This is a genomic window from Streptomyces sp. NPDC054813, from assembly GCF_053611365.1.
Genome location: NZ_JBSHAF010000033.1, coordinates 1 through 23,105, shown reverse-complemented (window position 1 = coordinate 23,105; position 23,105 = coordinate 1). Strand labels below are relative to the sequence as shown.

Genomic DNA, 23,105 nt, shown 5'->3' with positions numbered 1-23,105 from the left:
GTTGGTCGTCGCGGGCGCGCTGGTGGTGTTGCCTTCCCCGCCCCCCCTCCCCCCCCCCCCCCACCCCCGCCTCCGCCCGCTGGGGACGACTCAGGGAATGAGCCGCCACTGCTCGATGTAGCCGACGTCGATCGCGGCTCGGTCCTGCACCCGGAGCTTCCAGGTACCGGTCAGGGGTTGTGCGGAGGCGTCGACGGTGAACGTCTGGTCGACGTTGTCGGCGGAGCCGCCGCTGCGGTTCAGGAGGGAGTAGACGGTGCCGTCGGGGCCGACGAGGTCGACGGTCAGGTCGCCCCGGTAGGTGTGGATGATCTTGACGTAGACCTGGGTGGTGGCCGAGGCGTTCCCGGTGCGGCCGGTGACGGTGACCGGGGACTCCACCGCGGCGCCGTTGTCGGGGATGTCGACCCGGGTGGCGTTGGCGTAGACGTAGGCCACCTGCCAGGCGAAGTGCTCGGTGGCGGAGGCGCCCGTGTCGTCGGTGACCGTGACCGTGACGTCACTGGTCCCGAGCGTGGTGGGGGTGCCGGATATCAGGCCCGTGTCGCTGATGGTCAGTCCGTCCGGCAGGCCGGTCGCCGTGTACGTCAGGCCCGCGCCGGAGTTCGTGGTGTACGCCTCCGTCTGGAGGGACACCGCCTGCCCGACACCGCTGATCTGGTCGGCGATCGGTGCCACGTTGACGCCGAGTGCGACCCGGTTGCCCACGTTGATCGCGGCCCACGCATTGGCGACGGCGAGATAGGAGGGGCTGTATGCGCCGAAGAGGTCGGCCGCGGCCTGGAGCGTGGCGGTGCGGGCGCCCGCGTAGTTGGTGCTCGACGTCATGTAGGTGGTGAGTGCCCGGTACCAGACCTGCCGGGCGTTTTCGATGCCGATGCCCGTCACCGGCTGGCCGTCGTAGGTGGGGCTGTCGTAGGCGACCCCGTTGACGGTCTTCGCTCCGCTGCCCTCGGAGAGCAGGTAGAAGAAGTGGTTGGCCGGCCCCGAGGAGTAGTGCACGTCGAGTCCGCCGAGGGACGGGCTCCAGTAGTCGCTGGACGCACCGTCCTTGGAGGGCTTGTCCATGTAACGCAGCGGGGTGCCGTCGCCGTTGATGTCGATCTTCTCCCCGACCAGGTAGTCCGGGACGTCGGCGGGCAGGTTCTCGTAGAACTCGACCGCCGCGGCGAAGATGTCGGAGGTCGCCTCGTTCAGGCCTCCCGACTCGCCGGAGTAGGTGAGGCCGGCGGTGGCGGCGGTGACGCCGTGGCTCATCTCGTGGGCGGCCACGTCGAGCGCGGTGAGCGGGTGGGTGTTGCCTGAGCCGTCGCCGTACGTCATGCAGAAGCAGCTGTCCTGCCAGAAGGCGTTGACGTAGTTGTTGCCGTAGTGGGCGCGGCTGTAGGCGGCGACGCCGTCGTTGCGGATGCCGTTGCGGCCGAAGACGTTCTTGTAGAAGTCCCAGGTGGCCGCCGCACCGAAGGCCACGTCCACGCCCGCGGTCTGCCGGTTGGCCACGGTTCCGTCGCCCCAGACATCGTTGTCGTCGGTGAAGAGGGTGCCGGTGCCGGAGGTGCCCTGGTTCAGGTCGTAGGTGCGGTGCCCGGCACGGTCGCCGTCGACGAGTTGGTAGGTCGAGCCGGAGAGTGTGGTGCCGAGGGGCACGGTCCCGTCGAACTGCCCGGTGCCGGTGCCGGTTTCGACTCCCTGATAGTGGAAGAACTGCTTGCCGGACACCGCGTCGGTGATCACGTGGAGTTCGTTGGGCGTGCCGTCGTCCTGGACGCCTCCGACAACGGACTCCCAGGCCAGGGCGGGTCGACCGGAGGCGGCCCAGACGACGAGACGGGGGGTGCCGTCGGCCTTGGGCTGCTCGGCGCCGGCCTTCGCGGCGGTGCTGAGCGCCTGGGCCTTCGCCGTGGCCGCGGAGATCTTCGCCTTGGTGGAGGGGATCGCGAGAGCCGCCTTCGTGGCCTTCGACACGGTGAGGCGGCCGCCGTTCTCGTGCACGACCAGGTCACCGCCGAGGACGGGCAGGCCCGCGTAGGTGCGTTCGTAGCGGGTGTGCGTCGTACCGTCGGCGTCCTGGGTGACGTCCTTGACGACGAGTTTCTCGCCGGCGCCCAGGCCGAGGATCTTCGCGGTGCCGGGGGCGTCGGCCGTGGCGCTCTTGAGCAGTGCGGTGCGCTTCGCCGGTGAGAGCGGTGCGGGGGCCGCGCCGGCTCTGGGAGTGGCCAGGATCTTGGCGGGGGCGGGTTCGCCGGCCGCGGCCAGGGCGGTGCCGTGCTGGAGGCCGGCCGCGAGCAGGGTGGTGGCGGCGGTCAGCGCCAGGGTGACACTGTGTCTGACACGGCGATGGTGACGGTCCTGCCGGAACATGGCGTTCTCCTTCTGTGGGGTGGTCGGACTCGGCGGAGCCCGGGAGAGCGGGTCGGCTGGGTCGAGCCGTCCGGCGGCGCGCGGGTGCGGGGGGGGGAGAGCCGAATGGGCACGGGGCGACGGGGTGACGTCTGCTCGGGCGTGCCGGTGACATGGGAAATGAGATGTGGGTATTGCGTGAGGTGCCTGTGAGTGGGCGGTGAACTTCCGGAGAGCAGATTGACATCCGCCGCACGAGGCTGTCATGAGCGCATCAGAACAACGGCTTGAACTGGTGGTTGCGAGCTAGGGTTTCGCGCACCGCGACAACGTTTTCCGGTCGCAGTGCCGCCGGGACTCCACCCGCCGGAGAAGCCCGGCGGAGCAGCGGTCCTGCCGCCGAACCAGGGCGGCGTGGCCGCCTCGTGGGAACTGGCCCGGCACCGGATGGGGAGGAACCGCTCCTCGTGGTCACCCGGCGACGGGCTTGTGGAGGCGATGTGTGGGCATACGGGATTCACCCCATTGAGAGGAGCCTGGTCATGCCCGGCATCGTTGCGGCAGTGTTGTTCTTCATCGCCTTTCTGATCAACGCGGCGGACATCAGCACCAATGACACCTTCACCTCGACGAACGTGATGCTGCTGGGGCTGACCGCCCTGGCTCTCCACGTGGCGGGAATAGGCACCGGCTGGTCGTACCGGAGGCGGCGCTGACCGCGCATTCCACGACCGTGGGGGGGGGGGGGGGCGCGCCCCCGCGCCCCCGCGGGGGGGGGGGGGGGGCGGCCGCGGGGGGGGGGGGGGGGGCGGCGGGGGGGGGGGGGGCGGGCCGGGGCCGGAGCGGGGGGGGGCGGGGCCCCCCGCCGCCCCGCGCGCCCCCCCCACGTCTGCGGCGGGCCGTACGCCACTCGAAGGCGCCGCGGCTGAAGTCGTGGTTCGGGCTCGCGAGGCCGGAGGTCGTAGGTGTAGGACCGATCGCTTCCGAAGCGACCGGGGACACTCCTCGCCGCACTCGGTCCGGTCCTCAACGGACTGGGAAGTTCACCGAGCATCGCGAGCCGAGGCTCAGGCGGTGCCCTCGTCCGGCTCGTCCAGGACGGCCAAATCCTCTTCGGTCAGTCGCAGGGCGCCGGCGGCGATGTTCTCAGCGAGGTGTGCCGGGTCCGCGGTGCCGGGGATGGCCAGCACGTGCGGACCGCGGTGGAGAGTCCAGGCGAGCCGCACCTGAGCCGGCGTCGCGTGGTGGGCACGGGCGACGGAGTGGACGCGCGCGTCGCGCTCCTGGACTGCGGCTGCCTGCTCGGCGATCGAGGCCGTGCGGGGCCGCCGACGCGCAGGTTCACCACGTCCAGGCATTCCCGGCCGAGTATGGGGTCGTCACGGTGTGCTGGGACAGGTCAACGAGCTGGGCGAAGGGTCACATCTCTACCGGGAACCAACCATCGCCGCAGAGCCGTTGGACCTGACAAGAGAGCGTCGGTACGGACGAAGTTCCAGACCTTGCGCTGCTGCCTCATGTCCACCACAGGCTCGGCCCCCTGCCGTAATCGTCGCGGAAGCGCGGTCACAAACAACTGATTCCTAATGCTGTTTGTCAAGCCGCGAGAGCTGCGGGCGGTACGACCTCATAGGTCCGTCCGTCGCGTAGGAGGGCCCGGCGGACGTCGACGCGGCGGCGGGCGAGGGCGGCGACGGCTGGGGTGTGGCGCTTGCCATGTACAAGGAGCGGGAGTCAGACGTGGTCGGCGCCGGCCCGCTTGCGCGCACGAGAGTTGCGCAGGTTGGCCGCGTTTCCGCAGACGTGGACGTCGTGCCAGACGCCGCTGTTGTTGCGGGAGCGGTCGTAGAAGGCTGTCATGCAGCGTGTGTTGCGGCAGGACTTCAGGCGGCGGAGGGTATCGGTGAGTTGCGCCTGATAGACCTCGATGAGGGCGAGTGACGCCACCTGCCGCCATCCTGTGCCGCGGGGCACGGCGTGGACGGCGCCGTGCTCGTCGAGCCGCAGCGCCGTGGGCAAGGTCATCAGTGAAGCCGCCGGGCCGGGTTCCTTTGCCGCGTCGCCGAGTTGGCCGTGGAGGCTCTGGCGCAGGTCTTGCCTGAAGTCGCGGAGGCGCTGCACGTCCTCGGCTGTCAGTTCGACGCCGGGGGCGGGTCGCTGGGTCGCACTGCTCCAGCTCTCCAGCGCCTGGTCCAGCCAAGTGCGGGCGTCTTCGACGGCCTGCAGAAGGTCGGGCTTCCGGGGCTTGCTGGCGGACCGGGTGTTGAGCAGGTCCTGCACGAAGGCCAGCCCACCGGGGGCGGGCTCCAGGCCGTATCGGTCTGTCGCGGTCCAGGACATTCGCGGATCTCTTTCGGTGGCGGCAACTACGGCAACATACCCATAGCCTATTCACTTATTACCTTTTGTGAGTGTAACTCCCCGAATGACGAGTGCCGGCCTCCCTGAGCCCGGCACAGGGCCCAGTGGGTCTGTCCATGCAGGCCGGGCTGCTCGGACGAGTCACGGACAGAAGTGTCCGGACGCCGGTGCACGCACTCTGCTGACGCCACGTCGCCCCGGAATTCCCGGCTGTTGCGTGTCGGCCGCTCAGCCTTTGGCAGACCTCGCCGAGCCCCACAGCGCGCCCGGGTTGACCCGACCGGGATGCAGTTCCGACATGCCGCGGTAGAGGTCGAGAGTGGTCGTGGAGCGTTCGGCGACCGCCTCGAAGTCGCGAATGTAGCGCCGGGTCTCGGCGATCGTCTTCGGGTCGTCAGGGCGGTCGGGGTTCTTGTGTCCTGCGACCACTGCTTCGGGCTCCAGCGCGGCGATGGTGTCGAGCGCCTCCAACCAGGCCTGGCGCCCCTCGGCGGGCGATTCGGCGAGGTAGAGGTGAACATCGTTGTAGACGGCGTCTCCGGCCACGACCAGGCCGACGGACGGCGCGTGCAGGCAGGTGGTGTCGTCGGTGTCCGTGTGCCCGAGTCCCACGACGACGAGGTCGTGGCCCTCCAGCTCCAGCCGATCGCCGGTCAGTGGCTCCGCGGCCACGAGCTTCTCCGGGATCTGGCCGGGGAAGCGCTTGTCCCAGAACGACGCGACGAACTCCGGCGCCATCTGCTTCTTCATCTGCTCCACGACCGGCGGTGTCGCCACCGCGCGCGCCCCCGGGAAGCGCTCGAGAACAGTGCCCAGCCCGAACCAGTGGTCACCGTGCCCGTGGGTCACGAAGACCGTGGTGAGGTTCCTGCCGCTCGCCGCGACCCAGTCGGCCAGCCGGTCGGCCTGTTCGGCAGTCATCAGTGCGTCCACCAGCACCGCATCGCGCTCGCCAGTGATCAGTGTGGCCGTGATGGGCGACCACATGCGCCGGGGGACGTCGGGCGGCAGGTCCGTGATCTCGGTGGGGATCGACGGTGCCACGTGGACGTTCCAGCTCAGTTGCGCTCCGGTCATGATCGTTCCCTTGGGATTCAGAGGCAGCGGCGAGAGAGCTGTCACCGATCAGCCGTGGGGGGACCTGTGGACGCTGCCTGGCTGCCGTACTTCTCCAGCCGAAAGTAGCCCGACTCGACAACATAGTCAATGCATGATTGGTTCTGTCGAAAGGTTGTCGTTGCGCAGATATTCAGTTCACTGCGCGAGCGGTCCGCCCCTGCGGGTGCGTGACCGGCCGACCGCGCGGTCCGCACGTCACCCCTCGGAGAGGAGCCATCATGACCGCATCCGCACCCAGCCCTCTCGCGTACGAAACGTTCGTCTCGGACGGGACGCCCCGGGCCGGCGAGGGGCGCCTGCCGAACGGCGATCGACTCGTTTCCTCGCCGCTGACCTCGACGCTGGTCTTCGGGGAAGCGGACGCCCTCCTGGTCGATCCGCCTTTCACCCACGAACAGACCAAGCAGGTCGGTGACTGGGTCGAGCGATCCGGCAGACACCTGACCCACATCTACTCCCCCCACGGGCACGGCGATCACTGGTTCGGCACCGCAGAACTGGTCAAGCGATTCCGCGGCGCCACCGTCTTCGCAACCCCCGGCACCATCGAGGTCATGCAACAGCAGGCCACCGACGGGCGCGAGCAGATGTGGGACAGGCTCTTTCCCGGCCTGATCCCCGACAGCCCGGTTCTGGCACAGCCCATTCCCGCCGAGGGATTCCAGCTGGAGGGCAACCCCGTCCAGGCCGTCGAGGTCGGGCACACGGACACCGACGAGACGTCCGTGCTGCACGTACCGTCCATCGGCCTCGTAGTGGCCGGCGACGTCGCCTACAACGGGGTGCACCAGTACATCCTGGAAGGCGGCGATGGCGGTCTGGAGAAATGGCTGACGGCCATCGATCACGTCGCCGCGCTGGAGCCGCGCACGGTTGTGGCCGGCCACAAGAACAAAGACCTACCGGATGATCCCGCCATTCTCGATCCGAACCCGGCAGTACCTGCTTGACGTCATCCGGCTGCTCGACGAGAACCCGACTCCCCGCGAGTTCTTCGACCGGATGACGGGACTCCACCCGGATCTGCTCAACCCAGGTCCGCTCTGGTACGGAGCGGTCGGGCTGCTGGAAAAGTGACCAGGAAAACCGACGTGTCGGGAATGCCCGGTTCCCATTTCCCGGAGGTATCTCACATGACCACGCGCACCGGCGTCGTCGACCACGCCGCCCGGCGTCTGATCGTAGGGCTGCCGACTCCCTACGACGCGGCCCGCGAGTACTACGAAGCCCTCGTCCCCGAGATCGATCTCGGCCGCTTCCACGGCATGACCTCCTGGCAGGCCACGCTCGAACTGGCCGGGACCAACGCTCCGCACGCCTTCATGCGCTATTACCGCAGCGATATCACCGCCGTGATGACGGGATCGGTGTCCGACTGGAAGGCCACCCAGTACCTGATGGGCAACCACACCATCGCCGAACGCATGTACCGCTACGACCCTTCGGTCATGCTCCACGCCCCCCTGCGAACCCTTCTGTACAACGATCCCGACGGCGACACGAAATTGGCCGTCGACCAGCCGAGCCTGCTGTTCGCCAGCTACGGCGACCCGCGCATCACCGACGTCGGCCGCGAACTCGACGCCCACCTTGCCGAGCTGGTCAGGCTCCTCGGCGGAAAGGTTCCCCCGCAACTGACCCCGTGACGGTTCCGGACGGGCGGAGAAACCGCCCCGAATCGCGGAGATCCCCGGTGGGCCAAGTACGTCCGCCGACCATGTTCCGCTCCGCTCAAGCCCGGAGACCTTGGACGCCGGCAGGACGCCGCCGCGGCGGACCTCGGCGCGGAGACACCGGAGGGTCTGCGCCCGGGCCGGGAATACGCAGCCCGCGCACTCCGGACTGCCGCGCGTTCGCCAGAGGCAACCCGCCGCAGCCACACCCTTGCACTATCCCATTGATGGTGAAATGCGCCATAAGGCCCCACCTTGTTCGACATAACCAAAAGGCATACGCTTATGTCTCATGGGATCTCAAGGTGTAGTGCCCGACCCCCTGTGGCACCGCCCGCGAGGCGCTCTCCCGGCAGTGGCCGTTCGGCGTGCAGCGCCGTCCCCATGCCGTGTCCCACTGATGGAGGTCTGACGATGATCATTGACGCTGCGGAACTCGACGCCGCCCACGCGTACAAACTGCTGATCGGAAGCATCATTCCGCGGGCCGTGGCCTGGGTCAGCACGGTGTCGACCGAGGGCGTGGCCAATCTCGCGCCCATCTCCTTCTTCACTGCCGTCGGCCGGAAGCCGCCCATGGTGTCGATCACCCTGCAGCCGCAGGCGGACGGCGTCACGCTGAAGGACACCTTCGTCAACATCCGTGACACCGGCGAGTTCGTCACCAACCTGGTGACCCTGCCGCAGGCGGACGCCATGCACGGTTCGGCGTACGGGTTCGAGCCGGACGTCGACGAGTTCGAGGCGCTCGACCTGGGCAAGGAGCCGTCCGAGGTCGTGCGCGCACCCCGGGTCAAGGATGCGCCGATCTCGTTCGAGTGCGTCGTCGACCGGATCATCCCCGTCGGGGACGACGGGGTCGACCACGTGGTGTGGGGCCGGGTGGTGCGCTTCCACGTCCGGGACGATCTCTACCTGGAGCGGGGCCGTATCGACACCGCCGCCCTCCCTGCGGTGGGACGCCTGGCCGCCGAGTACACCCTGGTCGAGAACGTCTTCACCACTCCCCTGGACAAGGAACTGCTCGAAGCCCGGCACGGCCTGCGGATGCAGCGCCTGGACGGACGGCCCGCCGACTGGTCCCCGATCAACACCAGGGAATGGTCCCCCTCCGGCGAGGTCAGGGTCGCCTCCGGAAAGTGAGCACAGCAATGAGGACAGAACGCATCGGAACAACCGATGTGCGGTTCCGACGGCAGCGCGAGGGCGACTTCGCTGTGGTGTTCGTCCACGGCTTCCTGGACGACCAGTACGTCTGGGACGGCCTGATCGGCGAACTCACCACCAACGGCATCGAATGCGTCACCCTCGACCTGGCCGGAAGCGGGGACCGTACGCAAGCGAGCGGGCCGTACACCTACGACCGGTTCGCCGACGAGGTGGGCGCCGTGACCGACGCCCTCGGCAAGCCCTTCGTGATCGTCGGTCAGAGCATGGGATCGGCGGTGGCCGAGCTGACGGCCGCACAGCACCCCGACCGGGCTCTCGGTCTGGTCCTGGTCGCCCCGGTCCCGCTGGCCGGGACCCGGCAGCCCGACGAGGTGATGGACACCTTCCGTTCCCTGGGCGGCGACGGCGACGCGCAGCGCGCGGTCCGGACGCAGTTGTCGGTCGCGCTGGCGGAGGCTGACCTGGACCGGCTGGTGGTGAGCGGCACACGGATGCGCCCCGAGACCGTACGGGAGGCCGCCGACTGCTGGAACAACGGGCACCCGGCGGGCGAGCAGCCCAGCCGGTACACGGGGCCCGTGCTCATTGTGCGCGGCGAGGACGACGGCTTCGTCACCGACGAACTGGTCGCCCAGGGGGTCGCGCCACGGTTTGCCGCGGCCGAGACGGTGGCGGTCGGCCAGGCCGGGCACTGGGCCCACCTGGAGCGGCCGGCCCGCGTCGCGGGGTACCTCGACCGCTTCCTGGCCCGCGTGCTGCCCGCCGTGCACGCATCGGGCTGGACCGACGCCTTCGAGGAGAAGTCGGCCCGCGCGTTCGGCGACGCGTTCGCCGCCGACGTGACGCTGCAGGCCAGCGCGCTCACTCGTACGGTCGAGGGCCGTGACCAGGTCAAGAACGTGCTGGCCGCAGCGAGCACGATCTACGACTCGCTGGTCTTCACCCAGGAGACCGTCAGCGGGGAGCGCACCTACGTGGAGTGGCAGGCCACCGCGTTCGGCGGCACTCAGATCGACGGCGTGACGATCCTGACGAAGAACGCGGACGGGCAGATCGTCCGAGCCGCCATCCACCACCGGCCGCTCGGCGCCCTCCACCGGTTCTCCGCCGAACTGGGTCGCAGGCTGAACGGCGTGCTCGACGCCGAGTACTTCCACCAGGGCTGAGCCCCTGTTCCCGTCATTGCGGCCAGGGCCCGAACCTGACCGCGCCGAGGAGGTTGTTCAATGATCCAGCGCGAGGATGTCGCGTTCCACGCCGACGGCGGAGTCACGCTGCGCGGCTGGCTCTTCCTGCCGGACGGTCCCGGCCCCCGCCCGGCGATCACCATGGCCCACGGCTACGCCGGGGTCAGGGACCACGGCCTGGAGCCCTTCGCGCGGGCCTTCGCCGAGGCGGGCTTCGTCGTCCTGCTGCACGACCACCGAAACTTCGGCGCCAGCGACGGCCTTCCCCGGCAGGACATCGACCCCTGGCGCCAGATCGCCGACTGGCGCCGCGCCATCTCCTATCTGGAGGGCCGGCCCGAGGTCGATGCCGACCGGATCGGCCTGTGGGGCACCAGCTACGCCGGCGGCCACGCCCTCGTGCTGGGCGCCACCGACCGCAGGTTGCGCGCCGTGGTCTCCCAGGTGCCGACCGTCAGCGGCTTCGAGCAGGGGCGGCGACGCGTCGCGCCGGAGGCGGTCGCGAAGGTGGAGGCCGCCTTCGACGAGGACGAGCGCGCCCAGGCACGCGGCGAGGCCCCCCGCACCCAGGCCGTCGTCGGCGACGACCCTGCCGTGCCCGCCTCCTACCGGACGCGGGAAGCCATCGACTTCTACCTCCAGCCCGTACCGCGGGGTGTGTGGAGCAACGAGGTCACGGTCCGCTCCAACCGGCTGGCCCGCATGTACGAGCCCGGGGCCTGGGTCACCCGGGTCTCCCCCACGCCGCTGCTCATGGTCGTCGCCGCGAACGACACCGTGACCCTCACCGACACGGGGCTCGCAGCTTTCGAACAGGCCCTGGAGCCCAAGCGGCTGCAACTGATCCCCGGCGGCCACTTCGACCCGTACACCACCGAGTTCGACCGGGCGAGCGCCGCCGCCCTCGACTGGTTCCGCCGGCACCTCTCCTGACCTACATCCCCGACAGAGTGCAAGGACGACCCTCATGCCCCATCTGACCTACTCCATCGACGACGGCCTCGCCACGCTGGTCCTCACCAACCCGCCGCAGAACCGCATCGACCCGCGGATGGCCACCGACCTCGCCGAAGCGCTGGAGGCGATCGGCCACAGCGACGCCCGCGCGGTCCTGGTGCGCGCCGAGGGCCCGGACTTCAGCTTCGGCGGTGACATCGTCGACTGGCCGGATACGGACGCACGCGAACTGCGGACCCTCTTCGAGCGCTACATGCAGGTCTTCAACCAGCTCGAACGGCTCCCGCTGCCGGTCGTCGCCGCCGTCCACGGGCTGTGCTTCGGCGGCGGTCTGGAACTCGCACTCCGCGCCGACGTGATCTTCGCCGGCGAGACGGCGCGTTTCGGCCACCCCGAGCAGACCCTGGGCATCGTCACCCTGCTCGGCGGTATCTACCGGGTCGCCGAACGTGCGGGCCGGGCCCGCGCCGCGGAATGGGCGCTCACCTCCGAGCAGGTGTCCGCCGCCGTCATGGCAGACGCCGGTGTCGTCAACCGGGTCGTTGCCGACGACGCCCTGCTGGCCGAGGCGACCGCCTTCGCCCGCAAGGTGGCCAAGGGTCCCACCCGTGCCTACGCCGCGCACAAGGCCCTGCTGCGCGCCTGGGCCGTCGGCGGTGTCTCCGCCGCGGACGAGGCGATGTTCGACATCGCCATGCCGTTGTTCGAAACCGACGACGTCACCAAGGGCCTCGCCTCCGCCGTCAAGGCCTTCAAGGCACAGCAGCCCCGGCCCGCCGTCGACTTCCAGGGCCGCTGACCGTGCCCCCTGGCCCGGGCCCGCCCCCGCCGGCAACCGTGCCATCCCGTGCGGCACCGGTCCGGGGGAACGGGGCACCCCCGAACGGTCCCGCGGCCGTCGATCACCCACCAGTCATGGAGAAACCCGGAGTGCATTCCCAGCCCCACCCCCATCGCAGGTCACGGCCGCCGGTCCGCGTCTGGCTACAGCCGTTCCTGATCGGCCTGGTCATCGTCTCGGCATTCGTCAGCTGCTACATCGGGTTCATGCGCGACCCCCAGCCCCACCGGATCCCCGTAGCGGTCACGGGCCCCCAGCTTGCGAACAAGCTCCAGAAGGCCCTGGGCGACTCGATCGAGACCCGGCATGCCGACTCCGCCACCGAGGCACGTGACGCGCTGCGCCACCACGACGTCGTGGCCGTGGTCGGCACCGGCCCGCACGGCAAGAACCTGAAACTCGACGTCGCGAGCGCGAACGGCCTGTCGACGACCACTGCGGTCACCAAGCTCGTCACCGCGTACGCACACGGCGCCGACCAGCACCTCAGCGTCTCCGACATCGTTCCGCTCGACCGGTACGACGCCCGCGGGCTGGCCGGGTTCTACGTCTCCTTCGGGGTGACCCTCTCCGGCTTCGCCCTCGCTCAGAACGTCGTGGGTCTCAGCAACCTGCTGCACCTTCGGCACCGCTTCACCCTGCTGGCCGCCTTCGCCGCAGCGTCGGGCCTTGTCGCAGCCGCCATCGCCGGCCCCATCCTCGGCGCCGTCCCCGCGTCGTTCCTCCCTCTCGCCTTCGTCCTGGCCCTGCTGGCCGCCGCCGCCGCGTTCACCACGAAAATGCTGGCCACCTACGTCGGCCCCCTCGGCATCCCGCTCGCCACCCTGCTGCTGCTGACCGTCGGCAACTCCACCAGCGGTGCGACCATCGGCACCAACCTCTTGCCGGGCGGAGCCCGGACCCTGTCAGAGCTGCTGCCCCCCGGCGCCGCCGTCCGCGCCATCGCCGACCTCAGCTACTTTCAGGGCTCGCACGTCCTCGCCCCGCTGGCGACACTCATCCTGTGGGCCGCGGGTTCCGCAGTCCTGCTGGCCTTCCACACCACCGAACAAGGCCCGCCGGCCCCCACGCCGCCCCAGCCCCAGACCGCCCCGGCCCCGCACCTGTCCGCCGCAGAAGGCGTCCGCCACGATCGTTGAAAGCTCTGCTGCGCCTGCCGAAGGCCGAGTGACGCCGCCGGCAAGCCCCGCTCGGTCGGCTGACGCTCATGGAATTCGAAACCGTCAGGCCGCACCGGCCCTCCGAGCCAGAGGGTCACTCCGGGGCGTCGGAGACGTCGGACGCGGGCTGTTCATCGTGAAGTGCGGCCAGTGCGGCGGCGAGCTTGCCCCGGCCGGTGATGCCGAGGCGTGGATAGATGCGGTACAGGTGTGCTCCGACGGTGCGGTGCGAGATGAACAGGCGCTGGCCGATTTCCCGGTTGCTCAGCCCCTGTGACGCCAGCACGGCTATCTGCATTTCCTGGGCAGACAGCTGCTCGCCGCTGTTCGCGCGCCGTCGACCACTCGACTCGCCGGTGGCACGCAGTTGCTCGCGCGCCATCTCGGCCCAGGGCTGCGCGCCGACCCGGTCGAACCAGTCGCGGGCGAGTCGAAGCGGCTGCCGAGCGTCCACGTTGCGGCGTTGGCGGCGCAACCAGCGGCCCTGGTGCAGATGCAGCCGGGCACGCGACAGCGTCCAGTCGGCCGGCAGCGCGGCAAGGGCGGCGGCGTAGCGCTCCTCCGCGGTGTCGTCCGGAGCCAGCACCGCGTCGGTGTAGGCGTGAGCCACCACCATCATTTCCGAAGGGAGCCGTCCGGCCAGCTCCGGAAGGTCGGCCAGCAGTTCCCGGGCCTGCTTCACGGTGCCCGCGGCGACCGCGGCGTCCGCCAGGTCCGGCGCGAGCAGCCAGCGGCTCACCGAGTGGTAGTGCGGGTCAACGGGATCGAACGCGCGGGAGAGAACGTCGTACGCCTCCATGGCGCGGCCGTCGAAGAGAGCGAGCAGGCCGTCGGTCTGCTGCGCCATCACGGTGACGAACGGCATACCCGGGAACAGGCTGTGCATGCGTAGTTCGCGGATCGTCAGCGCTGCTTGCTCGGATTCTCCGCGCAGCGCCGCCACCAGGCCGGACGTGGCCTTCAGTCCCAGCCAGACGATCCACTCCTCGGTCTCCTCGGCCAGGGCGAGCCCCTCGGCAGACTCCTCGCGAGCTCGCTCGAGCCGACCGAGGTACACCTGTGGCCAACTGGTGGCCAGCGAACGGGCGAGCAGCCCGAGTCGGCCCTGCGACCGCCACGCCGCGGCCGCCGGCGCCAGGTACTGAACGGCGCGGCTGATGTCGCCGATGACCATGGCACCGCTACCGAGAAAATGCAGGATCCGGCCGTCTTCAGGGTCTGCTCTGATTCCGTCGAGCCGCGCGATCACGTCAGCTCCGTGCCGGTACGGCTCGGTGTACGCCCGCACCGCCAGCACGTGGGGGGCATCCGGGTCAGGATTCCATCGATCCAGTTCTGCTGCGGCCTCGGCACGCACCTGCGCGTCGCCGTCCTGGAAGAAGCATCGTGCGCTGGCTCGCCACAACAGGTTCTCCGCGACGTCTGCGGCTCCTGCGTCGAACGCTCCGGCCGCCGCGGTGACCATGTCGTGGATCCGTCGCTGCGGCGCGTCCGGTTCGATTGCACAGTTGTCGGACACCACCATGAGGCGAGCCCGCTCGACCCGGCCCAGCACGCTCATGTCGGTGCGGTCCAGCAGCATCTGGGCGCTGATGCGGTGGTTGATCTCGCTGGACAGCTCGGCCGCCCGGACCAGGATGCCGGTCCGGCGCTGTGCATCGAGGACAAGGTCGGCCGCCTGACGCAGCGCCGGGACGGCAGCCGCCACCTTCCCTCGCGCCTGCGACGCGTCGGCGAAACGCTCGAGCCGGGCGGCCAGCTCCTCGTCCGGCCCGATCGTGGCCGCTGCCTCGTGGGCGAGTTGGCGCTCGGGGGTGTCGTCCATCACCGATGCGAGGGCACGGTGAGTGGCCAGCCGATCGGCGAGCGTAGCGTGGGTGTAGATCGCCGTGCGCATCAGCGGATGGCGGAACTCCGCACTGTAGCCGACCAGGGTGACCAGATCCGCGTCAACCGCCTCCTGCACTGCGTCGACGGAGACCGCCGAGCCACAGAGGCGACTCGACACGTCGAGCAGCAGGTTGAGGGGCGCGGCCGGCTCGGCGGCAAGGACCAGGAGCAACGTGCGGCACTCCCGGCTCACCGAATCGGTACGCGCGGAGAATGCGTCTTCCAGCCGCTGAGTCAGCGGCAGGTCGTCCATCTGCGGGGTCGCGCCCTGCACGGCCTTGGGCAGTTCTACCAGGGCCAGCGGATTACCCGCGGCACGCTCCAGGATGAGCGCCCGCAACGACGCCGGCAGATCGGGCGCGCCGGCATCGAGCAATTCGGCGGCGGCCGGTCGGCCGAGCGGCTCCAGCGGGAGGTCCAGGAGTACGTACGATTCGGAGTACTGGACCCGGGCGGCAGCGATCACCTGTATCGCGTGGTCGCGGGTGCGCCGGGAAACGAACTTGAGCACGTCCCGGCTGGAAGAATCGATCCACTGCAGGTCGTCGACCAGCAGCAGGAGCGGCTGCCGGTTGGCCGCGTCGGCGAGCAGTTCAAGCACAGCCAGTCCGACCCGGTATATCTCGGGCTCGGTGTCCCTGGCGCTGAACGCTCCGCTCAGCGCCAACCGGTGCGGAGTCGGCAGGTCCTGCATGCCACGGGCGACCGGTTGCAGCAGCATCTGCAGCGCGGCGAACGGCAGCCACTGTTCGGGCTCCACCCCAGATGTCCGCAGCACTTTGAAGCCGCTTTCGATGGCCTCGGCCCCGACCGCGCGCAACAGAGCCGACTTGCCGACGCCGGCAGCGCCGTGGATCAGCAGCACGCTTCCGTGCCCAGCCGCAGCGTCCGCGAGCAGGCCGCGCAGGGTGCCCAGCTCCTTGTCCCGCCCGATCATCGCACCCGTGCAGATCCCGCCTTTTGCGGGGTTCCCATCAGTCCCGTCCCGACGCGTACGCCCCCCGTGAACGGGCGGAACGGAACGGGCCGTGCGAAGACGATGCCCTCTGCCGTCCGGCATTGCCCGCCTGCGCCGCTTCCGTTGACCGTGGTGACAGAGTGCTCGGGCAGGGCCGGACATTCACTCGTCGCCACAGCAGACATCGGGCACAGCACGTGAAGCTTCTCTCCGTCAACAGGCGGTTCCGGCGACCATGGTACCCGTCAGGTGCGTCATCCCATATCGGTGAGACTCAACCATCAGTCGAACGACTCTCGGACGACGCAGCGAACGGCGAGTCCCAGCCGGGTCCGGGCGGACCCGCGACTTCGCCGAGCGTTATCCCGAAGGGGGCAAAGACGCCGTGGAGGCGCACAGCTGAAGCGCTCCATCGGCGCGATCGATTGCCCGGGAGCGAGATGAACAACTGCCACGGAGGTCAGGCCCTGCCCTTTCAGGGTCCGGCTTGGCTTCGCGCAGTGCGCGCAGTAGCCCGGGTGCGCGGTCGGCGAGCAGGTCGACGACAGCCGTCGTGTGGGCGTAGGCAGTACCGGCGGAGATGCCGAAGCCGGCCGCGAGCTGGGCGAGGGTGTCGTGTCGGCGTAGGTACACCAGGCCGAACAGGCACGCTGGTGCGGCGGAAGCTTGCAGCGGCATGGTTCCCTGTTCCGCCGCCACACTGAAAGTGCTCAGTCAACCTGCGGGTCGAAAAGACATCGGCGAGCAGCACTATGCCGGGCCGTCCGTCGGCCGATTCGCGACACCGTCGGCCGACGGTCCGGTCGATCCGTTCGGAATGACCATTCGATACCCGGCCGGTGCACTCCGGCCCGGATCGCGCGTATACGCGTGCAGGAGATTCCGCCGTCGATGACCGTCTCGAACCTACGACGAGGTTTTCTCCAGGGGCGGGCGAGGCACCGTACTGAAGGTCGGTGCGTTGTTGGCATTGCCTGGCGTGGCGACGATTGCAGATGGCACTCTTTACGCTTCAGCACGCAACCAATTTTTCTGTATCGTACGCCCGGGGCGGCGCCCACAGCCGATCAATCCAGCCGTGAGGGACCCATGCTCGCCGGTATGTCATCCCGGACGGACGAGAGCGACGACGAAGCGCCCTGAGCACACGCCGCCGGCTTCCCCGCTCGTGAGACGACTCGCATCTGACGCCACAAACGCCCCCGTGCCGTCCTCAACCACTTCGGTATACACATTCCCCATGGGCGCCGCACGCCACCGGACCACCGGTCCCGACCCGTACACGCCCCAGGGATCGCCGGAATACTCGATCAGGCACGAAGGCGCGCCTGATTCTGCTCGTCATGTTTCATCTGGCAACTGACTGACAAAACTTTCGACACCCAGAAAACGACTTTCTTCCCCAAGGGGAACGACCTCGAGGGCAGATTTTAGGAATTCGTCGATCACTACCGCCGATGCGGCTACCACAAACATTTCCCAGCCCGACCGGAACGACATGTACACCAACCCATGACCGCGGATTTCGGCAGGCCAAACTTGGACATCACCGAGACCAGTGAGCCGCCGCCGGCCGGAAGTCAGGAGCTCGCGTCCAAATTCCCACTCGATGACCACATCGGCGCCCGCATTAAATGCTATGAATATTGAATACGGCTCTGCGCTGTCGTATCGGAGATCTGTTATGACCGGCAGAGGCGCCTCCTCTTCGAGCAGAGCCACGACCGTCCGACACGTCACCGGCTCGGCCCGGATGTCCCGCCCTGCGTGGCCGTATTGCCGAGGCCTGCGATCTTTGTGAGCACACTCGGGGTCATCATCGGTGTCGAAGACCTTCCCGCTCATGATTCGTCCTCTCTCGTCTTCCCGTCACGACGGCCACTGATCGGTGTCTACAGAGCCGTGAATTGGGCAACGGTCGCTTCGGAAGGTCCTCACCTGCTCCGGTAGATCGGGTTACTACGAGCCTGGGACCGGCCGAGGCCTGATACATCAGTCAAGTGACTACGAGCGGACGGGCCAGGTCGGATCACGGCTCCGGCGCGGCGCATCAGTCGAGCGACCGTGCCGGGTCGCCGCACGACCTCCCGGTGGATGACCCGCTCAGGGGGAACCGAGCCCGATCACACCGCCGCTTCGCCTGCCGTCTGCACCGGCGGCCGACCCTCCAGGCGGGGGTCAGGCCTGCAGGACACTGTTGCTGAATGGTCCGGCCCCCGTTCATGACGTCGGCCTTCAGTACCTGGTTGCGGGGGGCGAAGGCCGACGGCGCATTTGGGGAGGGTGTCGCTGCCGGAGGCCGGGGTTGGGTGCGACTCCGGCAGAGACGGCGCGGGTGGGGTGGCTGGGGCGGTGCGGTGTGTCCGGACGGCACGGTTGACTCCTGGCCAGGGAAGATGCCCAGCAGACGCCCTTCTGCGGGTACACCCGGCCACGAGCTGAAGTTCCCGGGCTGCGAGGGGGCGGCAACATACACCCAGTTTCAAGTGAAACCGTATCGAATGTACACATGGCTGTAATATGACCTCGTGACCACCCGCCTTCCTCACAGAACCACCTCCTCCACCGGCTCGCGCGCGACCGACCGTCCCGGGGACACCTCGCCTTTCGCTCTCGCCCTGCTGCTGCGGCGGGCGCACTGGCGTGCGGCCGCGGTGACGACGGAGGCGCTGCGCCCGCTGGGCGTCGAGTTGCGGCATTTCGCGGTGCTGCTCGTGCTGGTCGACCGTGGGCCCACGGTGCAGCGGGACCTGGCGGCGGCGACGGGGTCGGACAAGGCGGGGATCATGCGGGTCGTGGACGACCTGGAACGCATGGGGCTGGCCGTACGCAAGGCGGTTCCGGGGGACCGGCGGGTTCGGGCGGTGGAGATCACGCCTGGGGGTGTCGAGCTTTTCGATGCGGCGCATGTGGCGGCGGAGCCGCTGGCGGAGCGTCTGGTGGCCGAACTGGGACCGGGTGAGTCCGAGCAGTTGAGGGGGCTGCTGACCCGGTTCGCCCATCCCACGGAGGGTGAGGCGTAGGCGCCCGCGTGGCGGTTGCCCGGGGCGTGGACGGGTCGTGCGCCGTACGGCTTTCCCTGCGAACCCGGCCTCGACGGCTGCGACCGTCGTTACCGCACGCCGACCAGCCCGCGGGCAGCACGGTCGAAGGCTTCATCGCCGACGGCGGCTTCTGGCGTCAGAGACCGGACAAGACGTCCATGAACGCCTCGGATCGGCCCCAACATTGCCGAACGGGCCGGATACACCCAGGCCGATACACGACCCGCAGCAAGTCTGCGGCACGGCACACACCCCGTCGGCCGGCGCGAAGACCACTCCTGCACAGGCCCCCTTCTCCATGTGTGCCGCCTCACTCTCCCCCAAGACAGTATTAAATGATACCGTCGCAAGCGTTACGGTTATAGGTGCATCGGACAGAGAGGGATGCAGGCGATCATGAACGTCTATGAGGCGGTTGCGAGCCGGCGAGCTGTGCGGGGATTCACCGACCAGCAGGTCCCGCGGGAGGTGCTGGAGCGCGTGCTGTCCGCCGCGGCCTGTGCGCCGTCCGCATCGAACCTCCAACCGTGGCACGCCTACGTGCTGACCGGCCGGCCGTTGGCTGAGCTCAAAAAGCGCGCCGGCGAGCGCATAGCCGCAGGCGACCCCTGGGACGAGCCGGAGTACGAGCAGTACCCGCCGACGCTGAAGAGCCCCTACCAGGAGCGCCGATCCGCCTTCGGTGAGCAGCGCTACGGCGCACTCGGCATTCCGCGTGAGGACCTGGAGGCGCGGCAGAGGGCCGCTGCCGCGAACTGGGACTGCTTCGGGGCACCCGCCGCCCTGTTCTGCTACATCGACCGCTGCATGGGCCGACCCCAGTGGTCCGACGTGGGCATGTATCTGCAGTCCGTCATGCTGCTGCTCCGCGCCGAAGGGCTGCACAGTTGCACGCAGATGGCCTGGGCGAAATATCACAAGACCGTCGCGGAGGTCCTGTCGCCCCCGGATGAACTGCTCCTCTTCTGCGGCATGTCGATCGGGTACGAGGACGTCACGGCAAGCCAACCCGGTATCGGCCGGGCGCCGCTCGACGAGACAGTCACGTTCGTCGACGGCTGCTGACACCGTCGGCGTGTGGGCGCCGCGCTGATGCAGCAGCTCCGCGAGCTGACGAGCCGCTAGGTTCATCACTCCCCAGCTTCGTGAAGAGCTGTTCCACGGCCTTGGCCCTGGCCCTGCGCGCCCCCTCTGCCCCGGTCGTATCACAGGAGCGGGCCGATCCCGGTCCATGGAAGAGATGCGATTGGAGCAGCCGTGACTTTCAGTGACCACAGTTCCGGTACCACCCGAACGAGCCATACAGGGCCTTGTGCCCGGCAGCACTTCGGTCTTCAGGAGAGCGCCTGGCATCGCGGGCCGGAGCCGTCCGCAACTGCGTGGTAGCCGCGTGGTCCCGCCACTGGACAGCGGTAACCGGAACGCAGAGCGCAGGGTCGTGGATCTCGAACTGTCCCCCCGAGAGGGGGCCTTGAAGAGGCTGTCCCTGTCTTTGTGCAGCACCGAGCACGTCTGTTCGGAATCGCCTACCGTGTGCTCGGCAGCGTGGTCGAGGCTGAGGACGTGGTCCAGGAGGTATGGCTGCGCTGGCAGAAGACAGACCGCTCCGCGGTGGTCAGCGCGGTCGCCTTCCTCTCGACCGCCACGACCCGTTTGGCGATCGACGTCACGCAATCGGCGCGGGTGCGCGGGGAGACCTACATCGGATCCTGGCTGCCCGACCCCATCGACACCGGCTCGGATCCGGAGGTGGGCGCACAGCGCGCAGAGGCCCTCGAACTGGCACTGCTGCTGGTGCTGGAGAAGCTCAGCCCCACCGAACGCGCCGCGTGCGTCCTGCGTGAAGCCTTCGATTACGCCCACCCCCAAATCGCTGAAACCCTTCAGCTCAGCGTCGTAAACGTACGGTCGGCTCGCGTTCCCGCTGCGCGGCGACTCTCTAAAATCGACGATCATCGTTGACACCTGAGTCTCCGATCACTGCGGAGATCCACATGTCGAAGTCCAACATCGGCCCGACGCTTGACCGTGAGGCCAAGCGGCGCCCCGCGGTGATATGCCACGTCGAAGAGGTCAGCGGGAACGTCGCGATGTCTTGCCGGTACTTCGGGATCGGCAGGCAGGCGCACTACACCTGGTACCGCCGCTATCAGGCCGACGGCGTCGAGGGCCTGCGCACCCGATCCAAGGCGCCCAAGACATCCCCGAACGCAACGCACGTCGAAGGCGTATGGAAGATCATCTATCTGCGGCAGAACCACCACTTCGACCCAGAGAAGATCGCCATGCACCTCAAGCGGTACCACGACGTGACGATCACCAAGTCGGGCGTGTGGCGGATCCTCAACCGGCTGGACATGGGCCGTCTGCCGACCTCCCAGCGCTACAAGCGCCACGACCGCCGATGGAAGCGCTACGAGAAGCAACTTCCCGGCCACCGGGTGCAGATCGACGTGAATCGTCGAGCCGCTCGCCTCGCTGCCCCAGGGGCGCCGCGGCGGCCGCAACGAGTACTTCCAGTTCACCGCGATCGACGACCGCACGAGGCTGCGCGTGCTGCGCAGCTACCCGACGTTGAACCAGGCCACCGCAATCCAGTTCCTGGACCACGTCATCCTGCGCCTGCCGTTCCAGGTCGAGGTCATCCAGACCGACAACGGAGCCGGGTTCCAATCCGCCTTCCACTGGCACGTGCTCGACAAAGGCATCGCCCACACCTACGTCAAGCCCCGCGCGCCACGCCTGAACGGCAAGGTCGAAAGCTCCCACCGCATCGACGCAGAGGAGTTCTACCGGCTCCTCGACGGCGTCATCATCGACGACGCCGAGGCCTTCAACGACAAGCTGTGCGAGGGGGAGGACTACTACACAGCAGCGCCCAGAAGCGATCAGGGCCGGCCGTCGCCCTGCTGTGACGGGCCCCGGTGCGAGCCGGGGTCGCCGGGGGTGGGGGGCTGGTTCCAGGAGCGTAGCTTGTCGGGATTGAGGACGACCCAGACTTGTACGATGCGGTGGGCGGCGATGTCGAGACTGATGACGGCGGCGACCTGGTGGTCGTAGCGGGCGATGAGGCCGGTGCGCCCGTTGATGGAGTGGGTGGTCAGGGTGGTGCGGGGGTGGCGGCCCAGGAGTGTCAGCAGGCTGTGGGAGACCTGACGGCTGCCGTGTACGGGCCTGCTCAGTGCGCGGACCTTGCCGCCGCCGTCGAAGAACGCCGTGGCGTCCGGAGACACCAGCGACTCGAGCAGTTCGGCGTCCTCGTTCACGCAGGCCCGGAGGACGGTGCGGGCGAGGAGATCGTGCTCGCCCGGCGGGGCGGGGCGAGAGCGCTGCATCCGAAGACTGTGGCGGGCCCGGTCGGCGAGCTCGACGCACTCAGACTCTGAGCGTCCCACGATGTCGGCTACCGTATCGGAAGCCATCCCGAAGACGTCATTGAGCACGAACGCCGCCCGCTCGGTCGGCGACAGAGAGTCCAGCGCGTTCAGCAGAACCCGGCTGACCTCCTCCTCCAGGCTCGTATGCGCCCCCTCAGCGTCTCCCGTCTTCGTACAGTGCTCCTCTCTCTGGTCCCTCTGGCCGGTCGCACCCCAGTGAGGGTGAGCGAGCAGGCCCAGACAGATCCCGCCCGCGGTCTTCGCGAGCCAGTATCGGGGAGCTGAGATCCGCCCACGCTCCGCGTCGGAAAGCCCGTACCACCGACGGTAGGTCTCACCGACGACACTCTCCGCCTCACGGGAGTTGCCCAGCATCCAGTAGGTGACTTCCAGCAGGTGCCGACGCTCATCGAGCAACTCCGCGACCGGCACCGCGTCAGCGCGGTCCATACGACATCCTCCCCCTCACAAGGCACAGCACAGCACAACACGGCCGCACACAATGATCCCTTCAACCTTCACGAGGGCTTCAGAGATTTCTGCGCGCCGATGGCAGGGTGTCACCATGCAGCCCCTGCACCCGGCAAGGGACTCCGGTGGCCGATGACCGAGTCCACGCACACGACCCACCTCCTTCATCCCTCGGCTCAATCCCTTGACCGGGCATGCACGCGTCTTGTGACATCAGCTGTCCCGCACGCTCCCACGTGCTGACCGACGCGCACGGCACCCCCGCTGCGCGTTTCACTGATTCCCCATGTCCTCTGTCAAGCTGCGCGAGCGGTGGGAGGGGTTCGTTCGCAGTGCCGCCCGTCCCGGAGGAGGGCCCACAAGACGTTCACGCGGCGGCAGGCGAAGGCGAGGACAGCCTGGCTGTGGCGCCTGCCCACGGCTCGTTTCCGTTCGTAGAAGCAACGCGACTCCTCTGGGCGAGTAAGAGGTCCTAACAAAGGCGCTGTACGTGGCGGTGGGTGATGAGGCAGGTGGCGAGGCCGAGGAAGGCCTCGTGGATGTCGTCGCGTCGCTCC

17 protein-coding genes and 5 pseudogenes are annotated in these 23,105 nt (G+C 68.7%); 13 read left to right on the top strand and 9 right to left on the bottom strand.

Annotated features, from left to right (window positions below):
* Window positions 1–90: 90 nt before the first annotated feature.
* The gene (locus ACWGJB_RS43270) at window positions 91–2,361 is read right to left on the bottom strand and encodes a M4 family metallopeptidase (RefSeq protein WP_453385520.1); all 2,271 of its coding nucleotides are present in this window, start codon (window positions 2,359–2,361) and stop codon (window positions 91–93) included.
* 521 nt (window positions 2,362–2,882) lie between these two features.
* Between ACWGJB_RS43270 and ACWGJB_RS43265 the strand changes: the two genes are divergently transcribed.
* Window positions 2,883–3,056 carry a hypothetical protein gene (locus ACWGJB_RS43265; RefSeq protein ID WP_293996021.1) on the top strand — a complete coding sequence of 58 codons (174 nt, stop codon included), beginning with the start codon at window positions 2,883–2,885 and terminating at the stop codon, window positions 3,054–3,056.
* A gap of 351 nt (window positions 3,057–3,407) precedes the next feature.
* Here ACWGJB_RS43265 and ACWGJB_RS43260 read toward each other — a convergent pair.
* The 3 genes and pseudogenes from ACWGJB_RS43260 to ACWGJB_RS43250 all read right to left on the bottom strand — a co-directional run.
* Window positions 3,408–3,656: pseudogene (locus tag ACWGJB_RS43260) on the bottom strand (aldo/keto reductase); the annotation flags it as partial.
* A gap of 418 nt (window positions 3,657–4,074) precedes the next feature.
* On the bottom strand, window positions 4,075–4,680 hold the full coding sequence (locus tag ACWGJB_RS43255; RefSeq protein ID WP_453385519.1) for a CGNR zinc finger domain-containing protein: 606 nt from the start codon (window positions 4,678–4,680) through the stop codon (window positions 4,075–4,077).
* A 249-nt stretch (window positions 4,681–4,929) separates the two neighbouring features.
* Window positions 4,930–5,778, bottom strand: a complete 849-nt coding sequence (locus ACWGJB_RS43250) for an MBL fold metallo-hydrolase (RefSeq protein WP_453385518.1) — start codon at window positions 5,776–5,778, stop codon at window positions 4,930–4,932.
* Between the two features lie 260 nt (window positions 5,779–6,038).
* Here ACWGJB_RS43250 and ACWGJB_RS43245 point away from each other — a divergent pair, with 260 nt between their 5' ends.
* The 8 genes from ACWGJB_RS43245 (at window position 6,039) to ACWGJB_RS43210 (ending at window position 12,787) form a co-directional block, all read left to right on the top strand.
* Entirely contained in the window at window positions 6,039–6,770 is a 732-nt protein-coding gene (locus ACWGJB_RS43245; RefSeq protein ID WP_453385517.1) for an MBL fold metallo-hydrolase, read from the top strand.
* Complete coding sequence (locus tag ACWGJB_RS43240; protein WP_453385516.1) at window positions 6,727–6,897, top strand: hypothetical protein; 171 nt, start codon at window positions 6,727–6,729, stop codon at window positions 6,895–6,897. The genes ACWGJB_RS43245 and ACWGJB_RS43240 overlap by 44 nt, the downstream gene beginning before the upstream one ends.
* A gap of 56 nt (window positions 6,898–6,953) precedes the next feature.
* The gene (locus ACWGJB_RS43235) at window positions 6,954–7,466 is read left to right on the top strand and encodes a DUF302 domain-containing protein (RefSeq protein WP_453385515.1); all 513 of its coding nucleotides are present in this window, start codon (window positions 6,954–6,956) and stop codon (window positions 7,464–7,466) included.
* Between the two features lie 441 nt (window positions 7,467–7,907).
* The gene (locus ACWGJB_RS43230; protein WP_453385514.1) at window positions 7,908–8,636 is read left to right on the top strand and encodes a flavin reductase family protein; all 729 of its coding nucleotides are present in this window, start codon (window positions 7,908–7,910) and stop codon (window positions 8,634–8,636) included.
* Between the two features lie 8 nt (window positions 8,637–8,644).
* On the top strand, window positions 8,645–9,829 hold the full coding sequence (locus ACWGJB_RS43225; RefSeq protein ID WP_453385513.1) for an alpha/beta fold hydrolase: 1,185 nt from the start codon (window positions 8,645–8,647) through the stop codon (window positions 9,827–9,829).
* Between the two features lie 60 nt (window positions 9,830–9,889).
* Window positions 9,890–10,783 carry an alpha/beta hydrolase gene (locus ACWGJB_RS43220; protein WP_453385512.1) on the top strand — a complete coding sequence of 298 codons (894 nt, stop codon included), beginning with the start codon at window positions 9,890–9,892 and terminating at the stop codon, window positions 10,781–10,783.
* Between the two features lie 34 nt (window positions 10,784–10,817).
* Window positions 10,818–11,606, top strand: a complete 789-nt coding sequence (locus tag ACWGJB_RS43215; protein WP_453385511.1) for an enoyl-CoA hydratase/isomerase family protein — start codon at window positions 10,818–10,820, stop codon at window positions 11,604–11,606.
* Between the two features lie 131 nt (window positions 11,607–11,737).
* The gene (locus tag ACWGJB_RS43210) at window positions 11,738–12,787 is read left to right on the top strand and encodes a hypothetical protein (RefSeq protein ID WP_453385510.1); all 1,050 of its coding nucleotides are present in this window, start codon (window positions 11,738–11,740) and stop codon (window positions 12,785–12,787) included.
* Window positions 12,788–12,902: 115 nt separating this feature from the next.
* On the opposite strand, the gene ACWGJB_RS43205 is transcribed toward ACWGJB_RS43210, so the two are convergent.
* The 3 genes and pseudogenes from ACWGJB_RS43205 to ACWGJB_RS43195 form a co-directional block, all read right to left on the bottom strand.
* The gene (locus ACWGJB_RS43205; RefSeq protein ID WP_453385509.1) at window positions 12,903–15,635 is read right to left on the bottom strand and encodes an ATP-binding protein; all 2,733 of its coding nucleotides are present in this window, start codon (window positions 15,633–15,635) and stop codon (window positions 12,903–12,905) included.
* 501 nt (window positions 15,636–16,136) lie between these two features.
* A pseudogene (locus ACWGJB_RS43200) lies at window positions 16,137–16,330 on the bottom strand (helix-turn-helix domain-containing protein); the annotation flags it as partial.
* Between the two features lie 667 nt (window positions 16,331–16,997).
* Window positions 16,998–17,501, bottom strand: a complete 504-nt coding sequence (locus tag ACWGJB_RS43195) for an SsgA family sporulation/cell division regulator (RefSeq protein WP_453385508.1) — start codon at window positions 17,499–17,501, stop codon at window positions 16,998–17,000.
* 683 nt (window positions 17,502–18,184) lie between these two features.
* Between ACWGJB_RS43195 and ACWGJB_RS43190 the strand changes: the two genes are divergently transcribed.
* The 4 genes and pseudogenes from ACWGJB_RS43190 to ACWGJB_RS43175 all read left to right on the top strand — a co-directional run.
* A complete protein-coding gene (locus ACWGJB_RS43190; protein ID WP_453385507.1) occupies window positions 18,185–18,679 on the top strand; it encodes a MarR family winged helix-turn-helix transcriptional regulator in 495 nt (164 codons plus the stop codon).
* A 417-nt stretch (window positions 18,680–19,096) separates the two neighbouring features.
* Window positions 19,097–19,765: a nitroreductase gene (locus tag ACWGJB_RS43185; RefSeq protein WP_453385592.1), complete on the top strand. Its 669-nt coding sequence runs from the start codon at window positions 19,097–19,099 to the stop codon at window positions 19,763–19,765.
* Window positions 19,766–20,194: 429 nt separating this feature from the next.
* A pseudogene (locus ACWGJB_RS43180) lies at window positions 20,195–20,644 on the top strand (sigma factor); the annotation flags it as partial.
* A 50-nt stretch (window positions 20,645–20,694) separates the two neighbouring features.
* Window positions 20,695–21,568: pseudogene (locus ACWGJB_RS43175) on the top strand (helix-turn-helix domain-containing protein); the annotation flags it as partial.
* Window positions 21,569–21,588: 20 nt separating this feature from the next.
* Here the strand turns inward: ACWGJB_RS43175 and ACWGJB_RS43170 are convergent.
* Together ACWGJB_RS43170 and ACWGJB_RS43165 are read right to left on the bottom strand one after the other, a co-directional pair.
* Window positions 21,589–22,527 (bottom strand): sigma factor-like helix-turn-helix DNA-binding protein, encoded by a 939-nt coding sequence (locus ACWGJB_RS43170; protein WP_453385506.1) that lies wholly within the window; start codon window positions 22,525–22,527, stop codon window positions 21,589–21,591.
* Window positions 22,528–22,844: 317 nt separating this feature from the next.
* Window positions 22,845–23,003: pseudogene (locus ACWGJB_RS43165) on the bottom strand (IS110 family transposase); the annotation flags it as partial.
* Window positions 23,004–23,105 lie beyond the last annotated feature (102 nt).